Consider the following 18822-nt stretch of genomic DNA (forward strand, 5'->3'; position numbering starts at 1 on the left):
AGGTTTTTCCGAAAACGGGGCGTGCTCCGTTCGCAAATCGTAATTAAAAATTTTGAATAACTACGAATTTATAAGTTTTTGATTAAAGCGCCTCGCGGATCGCCTCGTTCTCCTGCACCTGTCGCATGACCGGCTTCGGTTCGCTGTCCGGCGTCGAGAGGTGGCGGTGGCGGTACGTGGCGGGTGTCATCTGGTACTCCTTCTTGAAGAGCTTGATGAAATGCGACGTATTGGGGAAGGTGCACTCGTTGCCGATCTCCGAGACGGATTTCGACGTCGAGATCAGCAGCAGACGCGAGTGCATCAGCCGCTGGCGGATGTACCACTTGTGGGGAGGCATCTGGAAGTGGCGGCGGAACTCCTTCTTGAACGAGGTCAGCGACCGGTTGGTGAGTTTGGCCAGCTCCTCGATCGAGATGTCCTTGAAGATGTGGTCGTAGATGATCTGTTCGAAGTTCTCCTTCGCCGCGTCGATGTTGCTCAGCAGTTTGCTCTTGATGCAGCAATCCTCGTGCGAGGCGATCAGATAGATCAGTTCGGTCATCTTGATGCTCTCGCCGGTCTCGTCGTGGCGGCACTCCTCGTCGCGCAGATAGTTGTTCGCATTGATGAAAAAGTTGCGCAGCGAGTTCCATGCGGGCATGGCGACGTGCGTGCGGTTGCGGCAGTTTTCGCACGAATGCTCGTTCGAAATGTTCAGCCCGTAGGTGATGTTCAGGTGCATGAGGATGCGTTGCAGGTCCCCGGGCGTGTAGTAAAAGAGCACCTCTTCGTAGGGTTGTCCTCCTTCGGGCACGTTTTCGATATAGTGGTGGCCGATGCCCAGATAGAAGACGTCGCCGCGCGAAAGTGTCTGACGTTTATCCCCGTCGTAGATGTATTTGGTGCCGCGGAGGATGTAACCGATTGCGTAACGCGAGAGGATCTGGGATTGGATTCCGTTGTGAAGCGATTCTAAATACTTCACGATCATCGGCTGTTGTGCCGATGAAGTCATTGAATTCTTCATGCTAATTGTAATTTAAGTTTTTTTGAACAGAGCGTTGCGTCACCTTGTTCAACTTCAAATATACAATTAAAACTTTTTAATCTACCATAGCGTATAGCACAAAAAGGCAAATTTAACTAAATGCGCCCGTTTTGACTATCATGCAGACTAAATAGATTATTGTAAAATGGATGAGATCAGGGTAAAGGCGAGTAAAATCAGGTAGAGCGGCCAGACGATGGCCCGGTGAATCCGGACGAAAAGGAACGGCAGCAGGATGGCGGCCGGCACGGCGATCAGCGTCGTGTCGGTCCGTACGGCGCCGGGGCCGCAGAGGACGGCGGCGGTCAGCGCCAGCAGAACGATGTTGTAGATGAGAATGAACCGGGGCTTCGTGCCGACGGCGTAGAGGTCCGAAAGGACGAACAGCGCGGCGAGCAGCCCGAGCGCTCCGATCGCGGCCGTCGGCAGCAGGTTCGGCAGGGGCAGCGCGGAGAAGAGCGCGAGCGGTCTGCCGGCGAGGAAAGCGGTCCCGAGATACGAAAGCGGAGCGGAGAACTCCCCGCCCGCTCCCCAGTTGATGTAGCAGAGCGCGGCGGCGGGCAGCAGTAGCCCGGCGCAGGCCACGGCCGCTTCGCGCAGCGTCCGCCGGAAGATCAGCACGGCCAGCGGCAGGGCGGCCGCCAGCGGCAGGGCCGCGGGCAGCAGCAGCGGCAGCGTTCCGAGATAGAGCGAAGCCCGGAACACGGCGTCGAAGGCGTATCCGTTGCGGAACGAGCGGCAGTAGTTCTTGGTGGCGAAGGCCAGCAGGGCCGCGCCCGCGAGTGCGGTCAGGAAGTCTCCTCCGAATCCCGGAGCGCAGGCGGCGATGGCATAGAGCGGGATGGCGAGGCAGGTTCCGACCGAGTAGAGGTTGTTGCGCACGGTGAGTCTCCCCGTGCACATGCCGCCGAAGATCAGGAGCAGTCCGCCGATCCAGCGGGCCCATCCCGGGTGGTTGTGCTGAAATTGCGACGACCATACCGCCGGCATCCGCACGGCGAGTCCCGGGCGGACGTTTTCCGTCTCCGCAGGTTCCGTCCCGGGGGCATCGTTCCGCTCCCGGAGCGCGACCGGGGGCGTTTCCGTTCCGCTTGCCGCCGCACAGTCCGTCGTCGGTGGGATGATCCGATCCGGCAGGGCGTGCGGATCCGCTCCCCGCATTGCGACGACGGCAATCAGGAGGAGGGTCAGAAAAGCCGGAACGAGCGGCTGTCGGGCGATGTCGAATCTCATGACGGTATGGACGTATCGTGGCAAATGTAGCTAAAAATGCCGGAATATTGTGTATTTTTGCATCGCTATGTTGGAGAATCAATTTCAGTACGAGCTGACGGAGGCGGGATGCGACGAGGCCGGGCGAGGTTGTCTGGCTGGACCCGTGTTCGCCGCTGCGGTGATTCTGCCGCCCGATTTCCACGATCCGCAGCTCAACGATTCGAAACAGATGACCGAGCGGAACCGGGACCGGTTGCGGGCCGTCATCGAACGGGAGGCGGTCGCCTGGGCGGTCGAGGCCGTATCGGCCGCACGCATCGACGAGATCAATATTCTGAACGCTTCGTTCGAGGGAATGTCGCTGGCCGTGGCGCGGCTCGATCCTGCGCCGGCGTTTCTGGCCATCGACGGCAACCGGTTCCGCACACGGCTCGGAATTCCTTTCCGCTGCATCGTGAAGGGCGACGGCAAATACGCCGACATCGCGGCGGCTTCGGTGCTCGCCAAGACGCACCGCGACGAATATATGTACCGGCTTGCCGAGGAGTTTCCCCAATACGGCTGGGCGCGGAACAAAGGGTATCCCACCCGGCAGCACCGGCTGGCGATCCGCGAGTTCGGGCTTACGCCGCACCATCGCCTGACCTTCAACCACGAAATCGACCAACTGGAGTTCGGTTTCTGACGTCCTCCGGCATCGTGCGAAGAAGAAGACGGACGGTCCCTTCCGGAAAGCCGTTTGCCGTCCGGGTGCTTTCGCCGCCGGGGCCCCGCCGAACGGTTTTCTGTCGGCGGATTTTCTGCCGGATGGCTTTTCGGACAGCGGATTCTGCCGTCCGTATCTTTGTTGTGAGCCGGAACCTTCCGGTAGCGGGGCGCTTGTGTTTTTCGGGGTTTGTTTGCCGGGTGTCTGCATGTCGCGGCTGTTGGAGGAGTGTTTCGACCTTCGCCGCGTTGCTCCGATTGGATCGTATGGGGCCTTGGGGGCCCGTTCCCGGGTTTGGATGGACGCCTTCCGTGCCGGATTGTGCCGGATTGTTCCGGACCGTCGTCCTGTCCTCCGTGTCCGGACGGTGGCAGGAACGGGGCGAGGCGCCTTTCGGGTAAAAGAAAAGAGCAGACCGAAACGGCCTGCTCTTTCCGTTGAGAGTTCTTCCGGTCGGATCAATAACCCAGCGACTTGGCAGCCGCATAGGAAATCTTCAGGGCGTTGGCACGACGCAGCTCCTGCTTGACGTCGGTCACGATACCCATCTTCGTGGACTGGTCGGCCTTGAGGCACACCGTCATCGAAGCGCGGTCGGCCTCGCTGAGCTTGTCGCGCTCGGCGGCCACGAAGTCCAGAATGTCCCGGGTCGTTTTGTACGAATCGTTCAGCTGGATGCGCGGAGCGGTTCCGAACTGCGCCTGCATGGCCAGCGTCGGCTGACCGATGTGGATGTAGCTGACGAGCGATTTCTTCTCCAGCTTCTGCACTTCGGTCGCTTCGGGAAGTTTGTATCTCACCAGCAGCTCCTGATCGCGCATGGTCGTCGAGACCATAAAGAAGAAGAGGATCATGAAGATCACGTCGGGAAGCGATGCGGTCGAGATAGGGGGCAGACTCTTGTCGCCCTTCTTTTTCATTACTGCCATAGCTTACTTCTTTATGTTACGCGGTTCGGCCTCCGAAATCTTCAGGGGCACTGCTTTGGACACTGCATTGCGCTGATCCTCGTTGAGCTCCGAGAACTTTGCGCCGAATTTGCGTTGGGCCACGTCGTCACGCACTTCGTTGAACGCGCGCGTGAGCTCGTTCTGCACCATGATATAGGCCTGATAGCCCGTATCGCGGGTGGTCTGCAGGGAAACGACGCCTTCGCTTACCGGATAGGTCCATTTGCTGCCGTCGGCCATGTCGATCTCGCGATCGACCTTCTCGGGCAGGTTCTCGTCGTCCATCGGGTTGGTGATGAACTCCTTGGCCATATCCTTCAACTGGCCGAGCACGATCTGCTCCTGCTTGCCCGGAACTCCCGCCATGATGTTGCCGCTACCCGAAATGAGCACCAGGAACAGGTTGCGCTCCTTGACCTTGATCTCCTCCTGCTGTTGGTTCTCGGGAGGCATCGGCGGAAGCATACGCATCAGACCCGTATCGGTGTTCATGGTAGTGGCCACCAGGAAGAAGATAAGCAGCAGGAAGGAGATGTCGGCCATCGAACCGGCATTGATTTCCTGTACCTTTCTTTTATTAATAGCCATCGTTCACTCCATTATTTGAAGGCGCCCCAGATCTCCGTCACCACGGCGGTCAGGAACGCTGCGACCACGGCGACATAGGCCACCAGGACGCTCGTTTCGGTAATTACGGTTTCACTGCGCGGGAAGAAATCGTTGTTCTGCAGGTCGACGATGTTCACCGTGTGGCCGGCGGCGATGAAGTACGACACGCCGACTACGACGATGATAAGCGCCAGGGAGAGGATCGTCCCCTTGATGCCCGCAGGGTTCTGGATCATTCCGAAGACGGCGCAGAAGATGGCGGCCGCAATGCCGAACACCAGGAGGAAGTAGCTCCACATGAGGTTCGCGCTGATGGCCGCATCCGAGCCGCCGGTGGCGATCGCGTAGACCAGAAGGACCGCCGTGATCACCATCAGAATGCCCAGCATTATGTTAAGTATCTTTTTCATAATTGCTTTCGAATCTTTAGCGTTGGATTATTTCTTGTTGTAAGCCGTCAGAATATCCATCAGCGTGATGGACGAATCCTCCATATCGTTTACCAGAGAGTCGATCTTCGAAACGATATAGTTGTAGAACAGCTGAAGAACAACCGCAGCGATAAGACCGAAGAGCGTCGTCAGAAGGGCGACCTTGATACCGCCGGCAACGAGCGTCGGGCTGATATCGCCGGCAGCCTGGATCTGGTCGAATGCCTGGATCATGCCGACTACGGTACCCATGAATCCCAACATGGGCGACAGGGCGATGAACAGACCGATCCACGTCAGACCCGACTCCATCTGTCCGGTCTGAACCGAACCGTACGATACGACGGCCTTCTCGACCGAGTCGAGACCCTGGTTGTAGCGGTCCAGACCCTGATAGTAGATCGAAGCGATCGGGCCGCGCGTGTTGCGGCAAACTTCCTTGGCAGCCTCGATGCCGCCGTTCTTCAGAGCCTCCTCCACGCTGGCGACGAGCTTCTTCGAGTTGATCGTCGAGAGCGACAGGTAGAGTACGCGCTCGATGGCTACGGCCAGACCGACGACCAGACAGAGAAGCACCGGAAGCATCCACTCCCAGCCACCTTCGAGGAACTTCTGCATCATCACGTGGTGCATGCTTTCGCCTGCGACCTGAGTTTCAGCTGCGGCGGCTGCCTCCTGCGCGAACGCATTAACGGTTCCCAATACGGACAGGGCAACCGACGAAATAAGGAATTTTTTCATAGTTGTGTTTAGATAAATGATTTGATTAGTTGAATTTTTATTAGTTTGTGTTTTTTCTGGTTTCTTCTTTTTTCCCTCTTCCGGTCCGGGGCTTTCCCGCAGGGTCCGTGCCCGCCGGTTTCCCTCCGGTCGTCCGGTCCGTTTATTTTTTATTAAAAATTCGTCATTTTACACTTTCCTCCTTCCGCCGGAACGCCTTTTCTGCGTTTCGCACGGTTCCGGGCATGTCGCCTTCTTATGCATTCTCAAATCCCGAAGCGGAATTCCGGATTTGTGCAATTATCAGTCAATCAGTTATTTGCCCTGCCGCAGGCCCGTCCGTCTCCCCCGAGGGGGCCCGAAAAGGGTCCATTAGCAGTGCGAAATATAGGAAAAAATTTTGTTCCGTGCAACGGTTCAATCCGTAAATTCTCCCCGCAGGGGCCTCCGCAGCAGCCGTTCGGTCTCTTCGCGGGGGAGTTCCAGTCCGAGTACGTACATGAGTTTGGTGACGGCGGCCTCGGAGGTCATGTCGCAGCCGCAGAGGACGCCGGTTTCCTGGAGCCGCAGTCCGGTTTCGTAAAGCTCCATCGAGACGCGTCCGCCGCCGCACTGGGTGATGTTCAGCACGATCACGCCGCGGGCGATGGTCTCCCGCAGCAGGCGGATGAACCACCCGGAGGTCGGGGCGTTCCCCGCGCCGTAGGTTTCGAGCACGACGGCCCGCAGTCCCGGGGCCGAGAGCGCCGCGCGCAGGATCTCCTCGTCGAGCCCCGGGAAGAGCTTGACGAGCGCGATGCCGCGGGCCAGGCGGGTGGCGATGCGCAGTTCGGCGGCCGGGGCGGCGGGGCGCAGGATGGCCGGGAGGTTGTAGGCGATGTTCACCCCCACCTCGGCCAGCGGCGGATAGTTGTCGGAACAGAAGGCGTTGAGCGCCTCGGCGCTCCGTTTCGAGGTCCTGTTGGCGCGGAACAGCCGGTTCTGGAAATAGAGCGACACCTCGGGGACCACGGGCCGGCCGTCGCGCTGGGCCCCGGCGATCTCGATGGCCGTGATGAGGTTCTCGCGGCCGTCGGTGCGCAGTACGCCGATCGGAATCTGGCTGCCGGTGAAGACCACGGGCTTGGCGAGGTTCTCGAGCATGAAACTCAGCGCCGAGGCGGTATAGGACATGGTGTCGGTCCCGTGCAGTACGACGAAGCCGTCGTAGCGGGCGTAGTTGTCGCGGATCAGCCCGGCCAGCGCCGCCCAGTTCGACGGCTCGACGTTCGAGGAGTCGATCACGGGCGACATGGTCAGCACGTCGATGTCCACGTTGAGCCGCTTGAGCGAGGGAAACTCGTCGTAGATGCCGCTGAAGTCGAAGGGAACCAGCGCACCGGTCTCGGCGTCGGTCTTCATGCCGATCGTGCCGCCGGTGTAGATAATCAGGATGGAAGAGCGCATGTCGTCTTATTTCTCGTTGTTTTCGATGGTTTCGATCAGGAAGCTCACGGGCCGGAACCCGTCGTTGCAGGAGAGCATCGCCGAGGCGGGGTTCCGCATCCATCCGTCGTAGAAGTCCGTCGCGCCGTGCGCGAGCGCCATGACGAAGGGCGAAAGGGTCTGCCAGGCGCTTGGGCACAGCCCTTCGGGCCGCTGCATGCCGTCGGAGACGAAGACCTGCCCCTCGTGCAGGTCGCAGGCGTGCTCGATCGGGTTTTCGTAGCGTTCCATCAGGTCCTTGTGGCAGACCTTGCGGATGACGGTGATCCGGACGTTTTTCATGGGCGGGTGTCGTTTGGGGTTTTTCCGTGGCCGGACGGAGCGTCCTCCCGCGCGGGGGAGCCGGACGGCATCTGCGGCCGGCCGAACATCCGCCGGGCGTTGGCCGTCGTCGCGGCGGCGACCTCCTCCGGGTCGAGCCCCTTGATTTCGGCGACCTTGTCGCAGACGTAGCGCACGTAGGCCGATTCGTTGCGCCGGCCCCGGTGGGGGACGGGTGTCAGGTAGGGGCAGTCGGTCTCCAGCACGATGTCGCGCAGCTCCATTTCGCGCACGGTTTCCGCCAGGAGGCTCTTCTTGAAGGTCACCACGCCGCCGATGCCGAAGACGAAGTCGCCCAGCGTGCGCAGTTCGCGGTAGGTCGCGGCCGTGTCCGAATAGGCGTGGAAGACGCCCCGCAGGCCGCGGCCGCGGTACTCCCGGACGATCTCCAGCGTCTCGGGCCACGCCTCGCGGGTGTGGACGGCCACGGGCAGGCCGTATTGCAGCGCCAGGTCGATCTGCCGCCGGAAGGCCTCCGTCTGCTCCGCCCGGAAATCCCGGCTCCAGTAGAGGTCGAGACCGATCTCGCCCACGGCGCAGAAAGGCGGAATCCCTTCGGGCGGGGTTTGCAGGAGGCGTTCGACCGTCGCCAGCTCCTCCCGCCAGCGGGGATTGCCGTTCACCGACGTCGGGTGAAGCCCCATCATCGGAACGCACCGCCCGGGATGGCGGCGGCACAGCCCGAACAGCCGTTCGTGGCTGCCGGAGTCGATGGCCGGCAGCAGCAGGCGTTCCACGCCGGCTTCCGCGGCGCGGGCGAGCGCCTCTTCGCGGTCGGCGTCGAATTCGGGTTCGTACAGGTGCGAATGGGTGTCTGTCAGATTCATAGCTTCATGTAACGGTTTCCGGGAAGCTGGCGCACGGCGCCTGCCAGCTCCAGCCCGACGAGGAGCGTCGCCAGCGTTCCGGGGTCGAGGCCGCTCGCTCCGGCGAGGTGTTCGGTCGTGACGGGGTCGTTCGTGCGGAAGCATCCGAGCAGTCCCGCTTCGTCGGGCGTCAGCTCCGGCGTGGGAACCTTTTGCCGCAGCGTCGCGGGGTCGGGGCCGAGGTCCCACATGAGCTCCCGGACGATGTCTCCGGCCGTCAGCACCAGTTGCGCCTTGCGGTTGCGGATCAGGTGGTTGGTTCCGGCCGAGCTCCGGTCGGTGGCGCGTCCCGGCACGGCCATCACCGTCCGGTCGTAGGAGTCGGCGCAATGGGCCGTTACGAGCGACCCGCCGCTGTCGGGCGACTCGACGACGACGCATCCGGCGCCGAGCGCGGCGATGATGCGGTTGCGCGCGAGGTAGAACGACCCGTTCTGCTTCGTCTGCGACGGCAGTTCGGTGACCAGCGCGCCCCCGTGGTCCAGAATGTCGCGCGCCAGTCCCGCGTGCTGGGCCGGCGTGACCCCCGGAAGCGGATTGGCCAGCACCGCCACGGTCCGCACCCCTGCGGCGAGTGCGGCCCGGTGGGCCGCCGCGTCGATGCCGAAGGCCAGCCCGCTGACGATGCAGAGTCCCGGAACCCGTTCGGCCAGCCCTTCGATCAGCCTGTTGCACATGTGCTGGCCGTAGGGCGTCGCGTCGCGCGTCCCGACGACCGCAATGCAGCGGGCCGTCAGGGCTTCCGCATCGCCCTTGATGTACAGGACATGGGGGTAGTCGGGCGTCTCCCGCAGCAGGGCGGGGTATTGCGGGTCGGTCGATGCGACGGCTGTCAGGCCGTTGCGGCGGCAGTGCTCCAACTCCCGCTCCGCGGCCGGAAACCCCTTGCGGCGCACGATCTGCCGGGCCGCTTCGGGCCGGAGCGCCGCCCGGCCGGTCAGTTCCTCCTCGGTCGCGGCGAAGATCCGCGCGGCGCTGCCGAAACACTCCAGGAGGTGCACGGCGCTCTTCACGCCGATTCCCGGGGTCATCTGCAATGCTATATCTTCGGGGGACATGGCTCGCTGGATTCTTTTGACGAAGTAAAGGTACTGATTTTTGCGAAATAACATGAATCCTCGCACGAAATAACGTAAAGTTCGGCGGAAGTTTTGCAGATTCTGGAAATGTTTGTATATTTGCACTCCCGATGCGCCGAAGCGTTCGGCCGTCCGAGTTCCGGAGGAGCGGTTTTTGCCGGTCCGGGAAGGGCGGATCCGAAGAAAATAGGTTGGGTTTGTGTTGTAATTGTAATCGGCCGCACGGGATGGAACGAGTTGGTCTGATGGCCGAGTGGCTAGGCAAAGGTCTGCAAAACCTTGTACAGCGGTTCGAATCCGCTTCAGACCTCGCATAACCCCCTCTGCAATGCAGAGGGGGTTTTCATTTCCCCCCCCCTCCGCATTTTTCCGGAGCCGTGCTTTTTCGGGATTCCGCCTTTTCCGTGTTTTCAGGGGAAGGGAAGCTCTTCCGGAACCGTTCGGGCGGGGATGGCTGCCGGTCTTCTGCTCTCCGCGTGCGGTTCCGCGGATGCGGTTTCGGGCGAAACGGGTCGAAGGATGCCGTTCGGCGTCGTCCGGTCCCGGCGGGGGGCGGAGCGGGATGTGTCCGCCCCCGGCGGCCGTATTGCGCGGCGGCGGGAAAATCGAATGCCCCGGGCCTGCAAGGCCCGGGGCATCGGAATTCGGGGAGAGCGGGGCGTCAGCGCGCCTCAAGGAGGAAAACGGCGCTGTCGTAGATCCTGGAGAGTTTGGGGTTGAGACCCATGCGGGAGAGCAGTTCGCCGCTGAACGTGCCGCCGTCGAACCAGAAGCGGGGTTCCTCCGTATTCATTTCGCGCACGGTGTACCGGGTGTCGGGATCGAGTCCCCGGATGCGGAACTGCGGGACGGTGCGGCTCTGGTAGAGCAGGCAGTAGGTGAACACCACGGCCCGGCGCTTGTCTTTCGAGACATAGGCCAGTCCGTAACAGCCGTCCTCGTCGTAGGGCGAACCGATCCGGTAGAGGTCGCCCTGCATGACGATGTCGCGGTACTCCTTGTAGTCGGCGATGGCGCGGCGGGCCTCGGCGCGCTCCTCTTCGGTCATGTGCTTGGGCTGCAGCTCCATGCCGAGGCGTCCGGCGCACGCGATGTCGAACCGGAACTTGAGCGGCGTGGAGTTGCCCGTCTGGAGGTTGGGCGTCACGGAGACGTGCGAACCCATGACGAGCGCGGGGAAGAAGAGGCTCGTGCCGTACTGGATGCGGGTGCGCGAGAGCGCTTCGGTGTTGTCGCTCGTCCACACCTCGTCGAAGTACCGGAGCGCGCCGTACTCCACGCGCCCTCCGCCCGAGGCGCAGGACTGGATGAGCACGTCGGGGTATTTGGCGCGGATGCGCTCCATCACCTTGTAGAGTCCCTGCGTGTATTCGATCCAGAAGTGCGACTGTTCGTCGGGCCGCTGGAATGCGGAGCCGATGCTGTTCGCGCAGCGGTTGGCGTCCCACTTGATGTAGTCGATGTGTTCCGAGAGCCGCATCGTGTTGTCGAATACCCCGAAGACGAAGTCCTGCACCTCGGGGTTCGAGAGGTCCAGCAGCCATTGGCTGCGCGTCAGGGGCGCTTCGCGGCCGGGCGTGCGGACGATCCATTCGGGGTGCCTCTCGGCCAGTTCGCTGCGGGGGCTGACCATCTCGGGTTCGATCCAGATGCCGAATTTCAGCCCCTTGTCGTGGGCATAGGAGGCGATGTGGTCGATGCCTTCGGGCAGCTTCTCGCGGTTCACCTCCCAGTCGCCCAGCCCCGCCTTGTCGTTGTTGCGCGGGTATTTGTTGCCGAACCAGCCGTCGTCGAGCACGAACATTTCGAGCCCCATGGCCGCCGCGTCGTCGATCATGTCGGTCAGCGTCTTCGCGTCGAACGAGAAGGCCGCGCCCTCCCAACTGTTGAGCAGCGTGGGTGTGGGGACGTGGCCGTGCCATACGCCGTAGTTGCGGGCCCAGTCGTGGAGGTTGCGGCTCGCGCCGCCCGCGCCGTGGAACGAGTGGGTGTAGATCATCTCGGGGGTCGTGAACGACTCTCCGGGGCGGAGCCGGTATTCGGAGGCGTCGGGGTTGGCGCCCGCCAGCACGGTGAGCGTCTGACACTCGTCGAGTTCGAAGTTGAGGCGGAAATTTCCGCTCCAGGCCAGCGAGCCGGCGACGACCTCGCCGCAGTTCTCGTCGAAGCGGTCGTTGCCGAGCGTCAGCATGAAGGAGGGGTTTTCGGCGTGGGTCGTGCGCAGGCCGCGTGTCGAGGCGATGCTCTTCGATCCGTGGGTCAGCAGCGTGTGCTCCACCTGCGCTTCGCGCGTCCAGGCGCCGTGGAGGTGGGTCAGCAGGTATTTCTCGGCCCGCAGAGGCATCGCCGACGAGTAGAAGCTGTGCAGCGTCACGGGACCCTTCTCGCGGTTGCGGATGACGGCGCGGGTCGTGATGACGTTTTCGCGGGCGTAGGCCGTATAGACCAGTTCGACGTCCAGCGGCTGCACGGCGTCGGTCATGCGGACGACGGTTTCGGTCACGTTGTCGTCGGCCAGTTGTCGCGTCCGGTGCGAGACGTAGCGCAGTTCGGTGTTCAGGTCGCCGTCGGCGTGGGTCACGCGCAGGGCCGGTTCGTGGTAGTTGCGGCCGCCGAAGGCGGGGTAGGCCACGTCCTCGGTGTTGTGGTCGGGGTGGCGGTAGCTTCGGTATCCGGCCAGCGGGGCGGGGTCGTCGATGCGGCCTCCGAAGTGGAGGAAGCGGACCTCCTCTCCGGGGGCTGCGCTCAGGATGAGCGAAATGTCGTCGGTCCGGATGTCGATGATCCGTTGCGGGGCGGCGGTCTCCGCCGCGCCTGCCGTGAGGGCGGCGCCCAGGGCGCTCAACAGGTACGGTAGTTTTCTCATGTGAAAGGTTCGGTATTAACGCTGTGAAGGACAAAGATAGTAAAATGTCGAAATAAAACGAAATGTTCCGTAATTCCTCCGCGTTTCGATCCGTATGCGGCGCGGCGCCGTCGGAGGCCGCCCGCCTCTTTTGCTCCGTCCGGAGCGGAGGACGGCGGTTTTATTCCTATCTTTGGGCCGTAAACTCGTCCGGACGATGAAGAACAAGGATATTTTCACTTTCCGCGATGCGGAGAAACAGGCGGGCCCCGTGGCGTTCTCGACGATGCTCAAGCCGGCCGGTTCTGCCTGCAACCTCGATTGCGGCTATTGCTACTACCTCGACAAGGCCGCACAGTACGGCGGCCGGCAGGCGGTGATGGCGGACGACCTGCTGGAGCTCTACATCCGGCAGTACATCGAGGCCAACGAGGTTCCCGTGGTGACCTTTTGCTGGCACGGCGGCGAGCCGCTGCTGCTCGGCAGGGACTTCTACCGCCGGGCCGTGGCGCTCCAGCGGAAATACGCCGCGGGCAAGCGGATCGAGAACACGTTGCAGACCAACGGGACGCTGGTGGACGAGGCGTGGTGCGAGCTTTTCGCCGAAAACGGCTTCCTGGTGGGGCTGTCGCTCGACGGGCCGGAGGACATTCACGACGCATTCCGCCGGACGAAGGGCGGGCGCCCCACCTTCGCGCGCGTGATGCGGACGGTCGGGATGTTCCGGCGGACGGGCGTGGAGTACAATACGCTGAGCGTCGTGAACCGGGCCTGCGAGGGGCGCGGCGCGGAGATCTACCGCTTCTTCCGCGATACGGTCGGAAGCCGCTACATGCAGTTTCTGCCCGCCGTGGAGCATGTCGTCGATCGCGCGGGGCTGCACCGTCCGCTGATCGTTTCGCCGGAGACGCAGGGGGCGCGGCCGGCCGAATGGTCGGTGACGGCCGAGGGCTACGGGACGTTTCTGTGCGACATTTTCGACGAGTGGGTCGTCAGCGACGTGGGGCAGTGCTTCGTGCAGCTCTTCGACGCCACGTTGGCCCAGTGGTGCGGCGTGCAGCCGGGCGTCTGCTCGATGGGCGAGACGTGCGGCGATGCGCTTGTGGTCGAGCACAACGGCGACGTCTATTCGTGCGACCACTTCGTCTATCCCGAATACTTGCTGGGGAACATCCGCGAGACGCCGCTCGCGGAGATCTACCGCTCGCGCCGCCGGATCGACTTCGGACTGGCCAAACGCAATGCGCTGCCGGCCGAATGCCTGCGCTGCCGGTACTACTTCGCCTGCCGCGGCGAATGTCCCAAGCACCGGTTCGAGACCGGGTCGGACGGCTGCCGCAAGAATTCGCTCTGCGAGGGGCTTTTCCGCTATTTCCGCCATGCCGAGCCTTACATGGACTACATGCGCGACCTGCTCGCCCGCGAGCAGTCCCCCGCGTGGGTCGTGCCGTTCGCCCGGCGGCGCATGGGGCTGATGTAGGGCGTGCGGCCCGGACGCGAACGGAAGGGGCGCCGCTCGGAAGCGGCGCCCCTTCGTACGTGCAGGTCCTGTAAGCCGGGTTCTGTCCCCGGGGCGGACCCCGGGTCTCTGTCATTTATCTACGGCGGCGGTCTCCCGCCGTCTCAAGCAACCTACCCCCCGACATCGGGCGAGCAACCCTTGATTGCCGGTATACACGGTCTTGCAACCCACGGGACGTACTGCCGGGCGACATCGCTGCCCCCGCGGTGGGCTCTTACCCCGCCTTTTCACCCTTACCCGCCGGACACTCTCCGGAGCGCGGCCCGGAACCCCGAAGGCTCCGTCCGTTCCGCGAATGCCCGCCTGCGGGCGGTCGTTCTCTGTTACGCTCCCACAACCTCACGGCTGTCAAGTCATTAGCTTGCGTGGCGCTCTGCGTTGCCCGGACTTTCCTCTCCCGGCCGGCGGCCGGCAGCGACAGAGCGGACCTGCGCGGCAAAGATAGGTATTTCGGCGGGAAAAACCTGCTGCGGCGACGCATTTTTCCTCCGTGCGGCCGTCGGCTCTCCGCGCGGCCGCTCCGGCCCGGGCCCCGGGCGGTCGTTTTCCGCCTCCGTGCGGCGGTCAGAGGATGCGCTTTACGTAGCGGAAGAGTTTGTAGGGCATGTAGCGGAACGGCGGGTCGATCCAGGTCGGCGTCTCGACCACCGCACGGCGGTGCGAGAAGGCGTCGAAGCTGTCGCGGCCGTGGTAGCGGCCCATGCCCGAATCGCCCACGCCGCCGAAGGGCAGGTGCTCGTTGGCGATGTGCATGATCGTGTCGTTGAGGCAGGCTCCGCCCGAAGAGGTGCGCCGCAGTACTTCGCGGCCGCTCTTTTCGGGGCCGAAGTAGTAGAGCGCCAGCGGTTTTTCGCGTTCGGTGACGAACGCCACGGCCTCGTCCGTCGTCCGGAACGGGACGACCGGCAGCACGGGGCCGAAGATCTCCTCCCGCATGACCGGGGCGAGGGGATCGACCTCCGTGAGCAGCGTGGGTTCTATGTAACGTTCCGCGCGGTCGGTGCGGCCTCCGAGGCGGACCGTGCCCTGCGCGAGGTAGCTTGCCACGCGGTCGAAGGCCCGGTCGTTCACCAGCCGGACGTAGTGGGGGCTTTGCCGGGCGTCGTCGCCGTGCAGGCGCCGCAGCGCCCGGGCGTAGGCCGCGGGGAACGCATCGGCGAGCGATTCGTGGAGCAGCAGGTAGTCGGGGGCGATGCAGGTCTGCCCCGCATTGAGGGTCTTGCCCCATGCGATGCGGCGCGCGGCGGTCTCCACGTCGGCGCCTCGGTCCACGATGCAGGGGCTTTTGCCGCCCAGCTCCAGTATGACGGGCGTGAGGTGCCGCGCCGCGGCGGCCATGACGATCCGCCCCAGCGCGGGGCTGCCCGTGAAGAAGACGAGGTCCCAGCGCCGGTCCAGCAGCAGCGTATTGACGTCGCGGTTGCCCTCGACGACGGCGACGTAGCGCTCGTCGTAGATTTCGCCGATCATCGCGCGGAGCGTCGCCGAGACGTGCGGCGTGTAGGGCGAGGGTTTCAGTACGGCGGTGCAGCCCGCCGAGATGGCTCCGACGAGCGGGTTGAGCAGCAGTTGCACGGGATAGTTCCACGGCGAGACGATGAGCGCCGTGCCGAGCGGCTCGGAGAGGATGCGGCTCGCCGAGGGAAAGAGCTTGAGCGGCGAGGGCCGCCGCTCGGGGCGCATCCAGCGGCCGAGGTGGCGGAGGTGGTTCCTCACTTCGCTCCGCACGATGCTCAGCTCGGTGAGGCAGGCCTCCTCAGGGGATTTGCGCAGGTCCTGCCACAGGGCGTCGCAGAGCCGCCGCTCCCATTGCCGCAGCGCCTGCTCCATCCTTCGGAGCATGATGCGGCGGAAGTCGGCCGGGAGGGTGGCTCCCGAGCGGAAATAGTCCCGTTGTGCGGCGTGGATCGCCGCGATGCGTTCGGCGGAGGTGTTTCCCAGAGGCATGGCGGTGGGGATCGTTTTATCCGGTGAAGCGGTCCGTCGTGCGGTAAATGCCGGCCCGGCGGTCTATGACGGGACCGAACAGGTACGCGGGAGCGCGCCCTGCGTGAAGCGGCGCGGATGGAATCCCCGCGGGATGCCGCGGGGCGTGCTCCCGCGTCCGAGGGCCGTCCGTCCCGTGATGGGCCCGATGCCGGAGCCGCCGCCGGTGACGGGCACGCATTTGTCCTTGAACCGGGTCATAGGCCGGGCTCTTTCCGTTCCGGTTCGCGGAAGATGTTCAGGTGCGCCAGCAGCGGATTCCGTCGGTCGAGCACCAGGAATTCCGCCAGAAGCAGGACGAGCGCCGCCAGGAGCAGGTATTGGTACTGTTCGTTGAACTCCTCGAAACGGACCGTCGAAAGCTCGGAGCGCTCCATGTCGTTGATCTCCCGCACGATCTCGTCCAGGCCGATGTCCTGCTTCGTGGCGCGGACGTAGGCGCCGCCCGTCGTCTCGGCGATCTTCGAGAGCATCTCCTCGTTGAGCTTCGAGACGACCATCTCGCCCTGCTCGTCCTTGATGAATTCGCCGTCGATCTGGATCGGCGCGCCTTCGGGCGTGCCGATGCCGATGGTGTAGATGCGGATGCCCTGCCGGGCGGCGCGTTCGGCCACGGCCAGGGCGTCGTCCTCGTGGTTCTCGCCGTCGGTGATGAGCACCACGACGCGGCCGTGCCCCGCTTCCGTCTCGCCCGAGAAGGCGAGCAGCGCCTGTTCGAGGGCCTTGCCGACGGCCGTGCCCTGCACCGGCACGAGCGACGGGTCGATCCGCCGCGCGAAGGCCCGCGCCATGCGGTAGTCGGAGGTGATCGGCAGCTGCACCTTCGGCTCGCCGGCGAAGACGATCAGTCCCACGCGGTCCTGCCGCAGCCCCTCGAAGAGCTTGCCGATGGCGTATTTGGTCCGTTCGAGGCGGTTGGGTTCGAAATCCTCGGCGAGCATCGAGTTCGAAACGTCCACCGCGAGCATCATCTCGATCCCCTGCGCCTTCTCCTCGCGGAGTTTGGAGCCCAACTGCGGCCGCGCCGCGGCCAGCGCCGTCAGCGCCACGGCGGTGCAGAAGAGGACGAACCTGAATTTCACGCGCCCGGTGGAGACCTCGGGCATCAGTTCGCCGAGAGTCTCCGGGCGGCCGAAGCGGGCGAGCCGCCTGCGGCGGTTGCGCATCGCCAGCCAGAAGAGCGCGACGAGCGCCGGGACGGCTGCGAGCAGCCAGAGGTATTGCGGATTTGCGAATCGGAACATAGCGGTCTTTTCTTTACGGAATCCGTTTCAGCACGAGATTCGAGAGGAGGAATTCGAGCAGCAGGGCTCCGAGGGCCGCCAGTGCCCACACGAGGAACCGCTCGTGGTAGGAGATGCGCTCGGTGACCTCCACCTTGCTCTTTTCCAGCTGGTTGATTTCGTCGTAAATGGCTTTGAGCTTGGCGTTGTCCGTGGCGCGGAAGTATTTGCCTCCCGTCAGGTCGGCCATGGCACCGAGCGTCTTCTCGTCGATCTCGACCTTGGCCATCACCACGTCGCCCGTGGGCTGTCCGTAGATGTCCACCGCCGGGTAGGGGGCCGTGCCTTCGGTTCCGACACCGATCGTATAGACGCGGATACCCTGCGCCCGGGCGATTTCGGCGGCGGTCATGGGAGCGATCTGTCCGCGGTTGTTCACGCCGTCGGTCAGCAGGATGATGACCTTCGACTTGGCCTCGCTCTCGCGCAGGCGGTTGATCGCCGTGGCCAGTCCGTTGCCGATGGCCGTGCCGCTGTCGTCGATCAGTCCGCTGCGGATGCGCGCCAGGAGCGTCTGGAGCGTGCTCTGGTCCGTGGTCAGGGGGCTTTGCGTGAAGGCTTCGGCGGCGAAGACCACCAGTCCGATGCGGTCGCCGTAGCGGTCGGCGACGAACGAGCCGGCCACCTCCTTGGCGGCCGTGATGCGGTCGGGCCGGAAGTCGCGGGCGAGCATCGAGGCCGAGACGTCGATGGCCAGCACGATGTCGATGCCTTCGGTGTTCGTGCGGACGTTCTGTTCGATGTCCTGCGGCCGTGCCAGCGCCACGACGAGCAGCGCGAAGGCCGCCGCACGCAGCGCGAAGGGCAGGTGGCGCAGGTAGTGGCGCACGGTTTTCGGTGCGTGCAGAACGCCTGCCACGGTCGAGATCCGGATCGCGGCGCCGCCCTGCATCGTGCGCCAGACGTAGTAGGCGGTCATCGGCGCGAGCAGCGTGAGCAGCCACAGATAATGGGGTGATGCGAATTGCATGGTCGTTTCGTTTTTTTACCAGTTCTTCCTGCCGCGGACCACGACGCCCCGTTTCTCCTTGAGTTTCTCCTGCGTCTTGTCCTCCTGGGCCTGGATGGCGTCGAGAATCTGCTCCTGCTCCTGCGGCGAGATGCCCGGAGCCTGCTGCGGCGAACCCTGTGCGTCGCCCTGCTCCCCCTTGTCGGATTGCGGGGGCTGCTGCTGCGGGTTTCCGTCCTGCCCGGGATCCTTCCGGTCCTGCTGCCCCTGCTGCGGGTCCTGCCGTCCCTGTCCCTGCTGCGGATTCTGCTGCCCCTGCTGGTTCCGATCCTGGTTCTGGTTCTGATTCTGGTTCTGCTGGTCGTTGCCGCCTCCGCCGTTCTGGTCCTGGTCGAGCAGCCGCTTGGTGTAGGCGTAGTTGTACTTGGCCTCCATGTCGGACGGGTTCAGCCGCAGCGATTGCTTGTAGCTTTCGAGCGCCTCCTTGTACTTCTGCTGCTTGAACTGCGCGTTGCCCAGATTGTAATAGGCTTCGGCCAGCTCCGTCTCCGGACGCAGCGTGTCGGCGGCGGCCTGCCGGAGGGTCTGTTCGGCGCGGTCGAAGCGTTCGGCCTTGTAGAGGGCGTTGCCGAGGTCGTAGGTGGCCTCGAACTGCCCCGGGACGGCTTCGAGCGCCTGCTCGTAACGGCGGATCGACTCCTCGTAATTGCCCTTGGCGTACTGCCGGTTGCCTTTGCGGACCAGCGAACGTTCGGGCATCTGCTGCGCTCCGGCCGCGGCGGCCGTGAGCAGGAACAGGAGCGTATAGAGTGACTTCTGCATCGT

At 63.7% G+C, this 18822-nt stretch carries 18 protein-coding genes, 1 tRNA gene and 1 other RNA gene; 3 read left to right on the top strand and 17 right to left on the bottom strand.

The window, feature by feature from the left end; all coding sequences use genetic code 11:
• Positions 1-82 precede the first annotated feature (82 nt).
• A complete protein-coding gene (locus tag FME97_RS06300; protein ID WP_141428398.1) occupies positions 83-1009 on the bottom strand; it encodes an AraC family transcriptional regulator in 927 nt (308 codons plus the stop codon).
• A 156-nt stretch (positions 1010-1165) separates the two neighbouring features.
• Positions 1166-2020, bottom strand: a complete 855-nt coding sequence (locus tag FME97_RS06305; RefSeq protein WP_232522841.1) for a hypothetical protein — start codon at positions 2018-2020, stop codon at positions 1166-1168.
• 310 nt (positions 2021-2330) lie between these two features.
• Between FME97_RS06305 and FME97_RS06310 the strand changes: the two genes are divergently transcribed.
• Positions 2331-2930 (top strand): ribonuclease HII, encoded by a 600-nt coding sequence (locus FME97_RS06310; RefSeq protein WP_141428400.1) that lies wholly within the window; start codon positions 2331-2333, stop codon positions 2928-2930.
• Positions 2931-3409: 479 nt separating this feature from the next.
• Here the strand turns inward: FME97_RS06310 and FME97_RS06315 are convergent, their stop codons facing one another.
• The 8 genes from FME97_RS06315 to dprA all read right to left on the bottom strand — a co-directional run bounded on the left by FME97_RS06315 (position 3410) and on the right by dprA (position 9391).
• Positions 3410-3880: an ExbD/TolR family protein gene (locus FME97_RS06315; protein ID WP_374047068.1), complete on the bottom strand. Its 471-nt coding sequence runs from the start codon at positions 3878-3880 to the stop codon at positions 3410-3412.
• A gap of 3 nt (positions 3881-3883) precedes the next feature.
• Complete coding sequence (locus FME97_RS06320) at positions 3884-4489, bottom strand: ExbD/TolR family protein (protein WP_141428401.1); 606 nt, start codon at positions 4487-4489, stop codon at positions 3884-3886.
• Positions 4490-4500: 11 nt separating this feature from the next.
• The gene (locus FME97_RS06325) at positions 4501-4920 is read right to left on the bottom strand and encodes a hypothetical protein (RefSeq protein ID WP_141428402.1); all 420 of its coding nucleotides are present in this window, start codon (positions 4918-4920) and stop codon (positions 4501-4503) included.
• 27 nt (positions 4921-4947) lie between these two features.
• On the bottom strand, positions 4948-5682 hold the full coding sequence (locus FME97_RS06330) for a MotA/TolQ/ExbB proton channel family protein (protein ID WP_141428403.1): 735 nt from the start codon (positions 5680-5682) through the stop codon (positions 4948-4950).
• 396 nt (positions 5683-6078) lie between these two features.
• Positions 6079-7107, bottom strand: a complete 1029-nt coding sequence (locus FME97_RS06335; protein WP_141428404.1) for an asparaginase — start codon at positions 7105-7107, stop codon at positions 6079-6081.
• A 6-nt stretch (positions 7108-7113) separates the two neighbouring features.
• Complete coding sequence (locus FME97_RS06340) at positions 7114-7428, bottom strand: TIGR04076 family protein (protein WP_141428405.1); 315 nt, start codon at positions 7426-7428, stop codon at positions 7114-7116.
• Positions 7425-8294 (bottom strand): TatD family hydrolase, encoded by an 870-nt coding sequence (locus FME97_RS06345; RefSeq protein WP_141428406.1) that lies wholly within the window; start codon positions 8292-8294, stop codon positions 7425-7427. The genes FME97_RS06340 and FME97_RS06345 overlap by 4 nt, the downstream gene beginning before the upstream one ends.
• Entirely contained in the window at positions 8291-9391 is a 1101-nt protein-coding gene (dprA, locus tag FME97_RS06350; protein WP_141428407.1) for a DNA-processing protein DprA, read from the bottom strand. Before dprA ends, FME97_RS06345 begins: the two co-directional genes overlap by 4 nt.
• Before the next feature lie 260 nt (positions 9392-9651).
• Here dprA and FME97_RS06355 point away from each other — a divergent pair.
• Positions 9652-9722 (top strand) — tRNA-Cys (locus FME97_RS06355).
• 351 nt (positions 9723-10073) lie between these two features.
• Here FME97_RS06355 and FME97_RS06360 read toward each other — a convergent pair.
• Entirely contained in the window at positions 10074-12278 is a 2205-nt protein-coding gene (locus FME97_RS06360) for an alpha-galactosidase (RefSeq protein WP_141428408.1), read from the bottom strand.
• Positions 12279-12474: 196 nt separating this feature from the next.
• Between FME97_RS06360 and FME97_RS06365 the strand changes: the two genes are divergently transcribed.
• Positions 12475-13737 (top strand): anaerobic sulfatase maturase, encoded by a 1263-nt coding sequence (locus tag FME97_RS06365; RefSeq protein WP_141428409.1) that lies wholly within the window; start codon positions 12475-12477, stop codon positions 13735-13737.
• A 55-nt stretch (positions 13738-13792) separates the two neighbouring features.
• Here the strand turns inward: FME97_RS06365 and rnpB are convergent.
• The 6 genes from rnpB to FME97_RS06390 form a co-directional block, all read right to left on the bottom strand.
• Positions 13793-14213: RNase P RNA component class A (rnpB, locus tag FME97_RS06370), an RNA gene on the bottom strand.
• Positions 14214-14343: 130 nt separating this feature from the next.
• Positions 14344-15726: an aldehyde dehydrogenase gene (locus tag FME97_RS06375; protein WP_141428410.1), complete on the bottom strand. Its 1383-nt coding sequence runs from the start codon at positions 15724-15726 to the stop codon at positions 14344-14346.
• A 63-nt stretch (positions 15727-15789) separates the two neighbouring features.
• Positions 15790-15966 (bottom strand): hypothetical protein, encoded by a 177-nt coding sequence (locus FME97_RS12405; RefSeq protein ID WP_162502063.1) that lies wholly within the window; start codon positions 15964-15966, stop codon positions 15790-15792.
• Positions 15963-17009, bottom strand: a complete 1047-nt coding sequence (locus tag FME97_RS06380) for a VWA domain-containing protein (protein ID WP_141428411.1) — start codon at positions 17007-17009, stop codon at positions 15963-15965. The genes FME97_RS12405 and FME97_RS06380 overlap by 4 nt, the downstream gene beginning before the upstream one ends.
• A gap of 13 nt (positions 17010-17022) precedes the next feature.
• Positions 17023-18018 carry a vWA domain-containing protein gene (locus tag FME97_RS06385; protein ID WP_141428412.1) on the bottom strand — a complete coding sequence of 332 codons (996 nt, stop codon included), beginning with the start codon at positions 18016-18018 and terminating at the stop codon, positions 17023-17025.
• A gap of 15 nt (positions 18019-18033) precedes the next feature.
• Positions 18034-18819: a tetratricopeptide repeat protein gene (locus FME97_RS06390; RefSeq protein WP_141428413.1), complete on the bottom strand. Its 786-nt coding sequence runs from the start codon at positions 18817-18819 to the stop codon at positions 18034-18036.
• Positions 18820-18822 lie beyond the last annotated feature (3 nt).

It is taken from the genome of Alistipes dispar (genome assembly GCF_006542685.1).
Classification (GTDB): Bacteria; Bacteroidota; Bacteroidia; order Bacteroidales; family Rikenellaceae; genus Alistipes; species Alistipes dispar.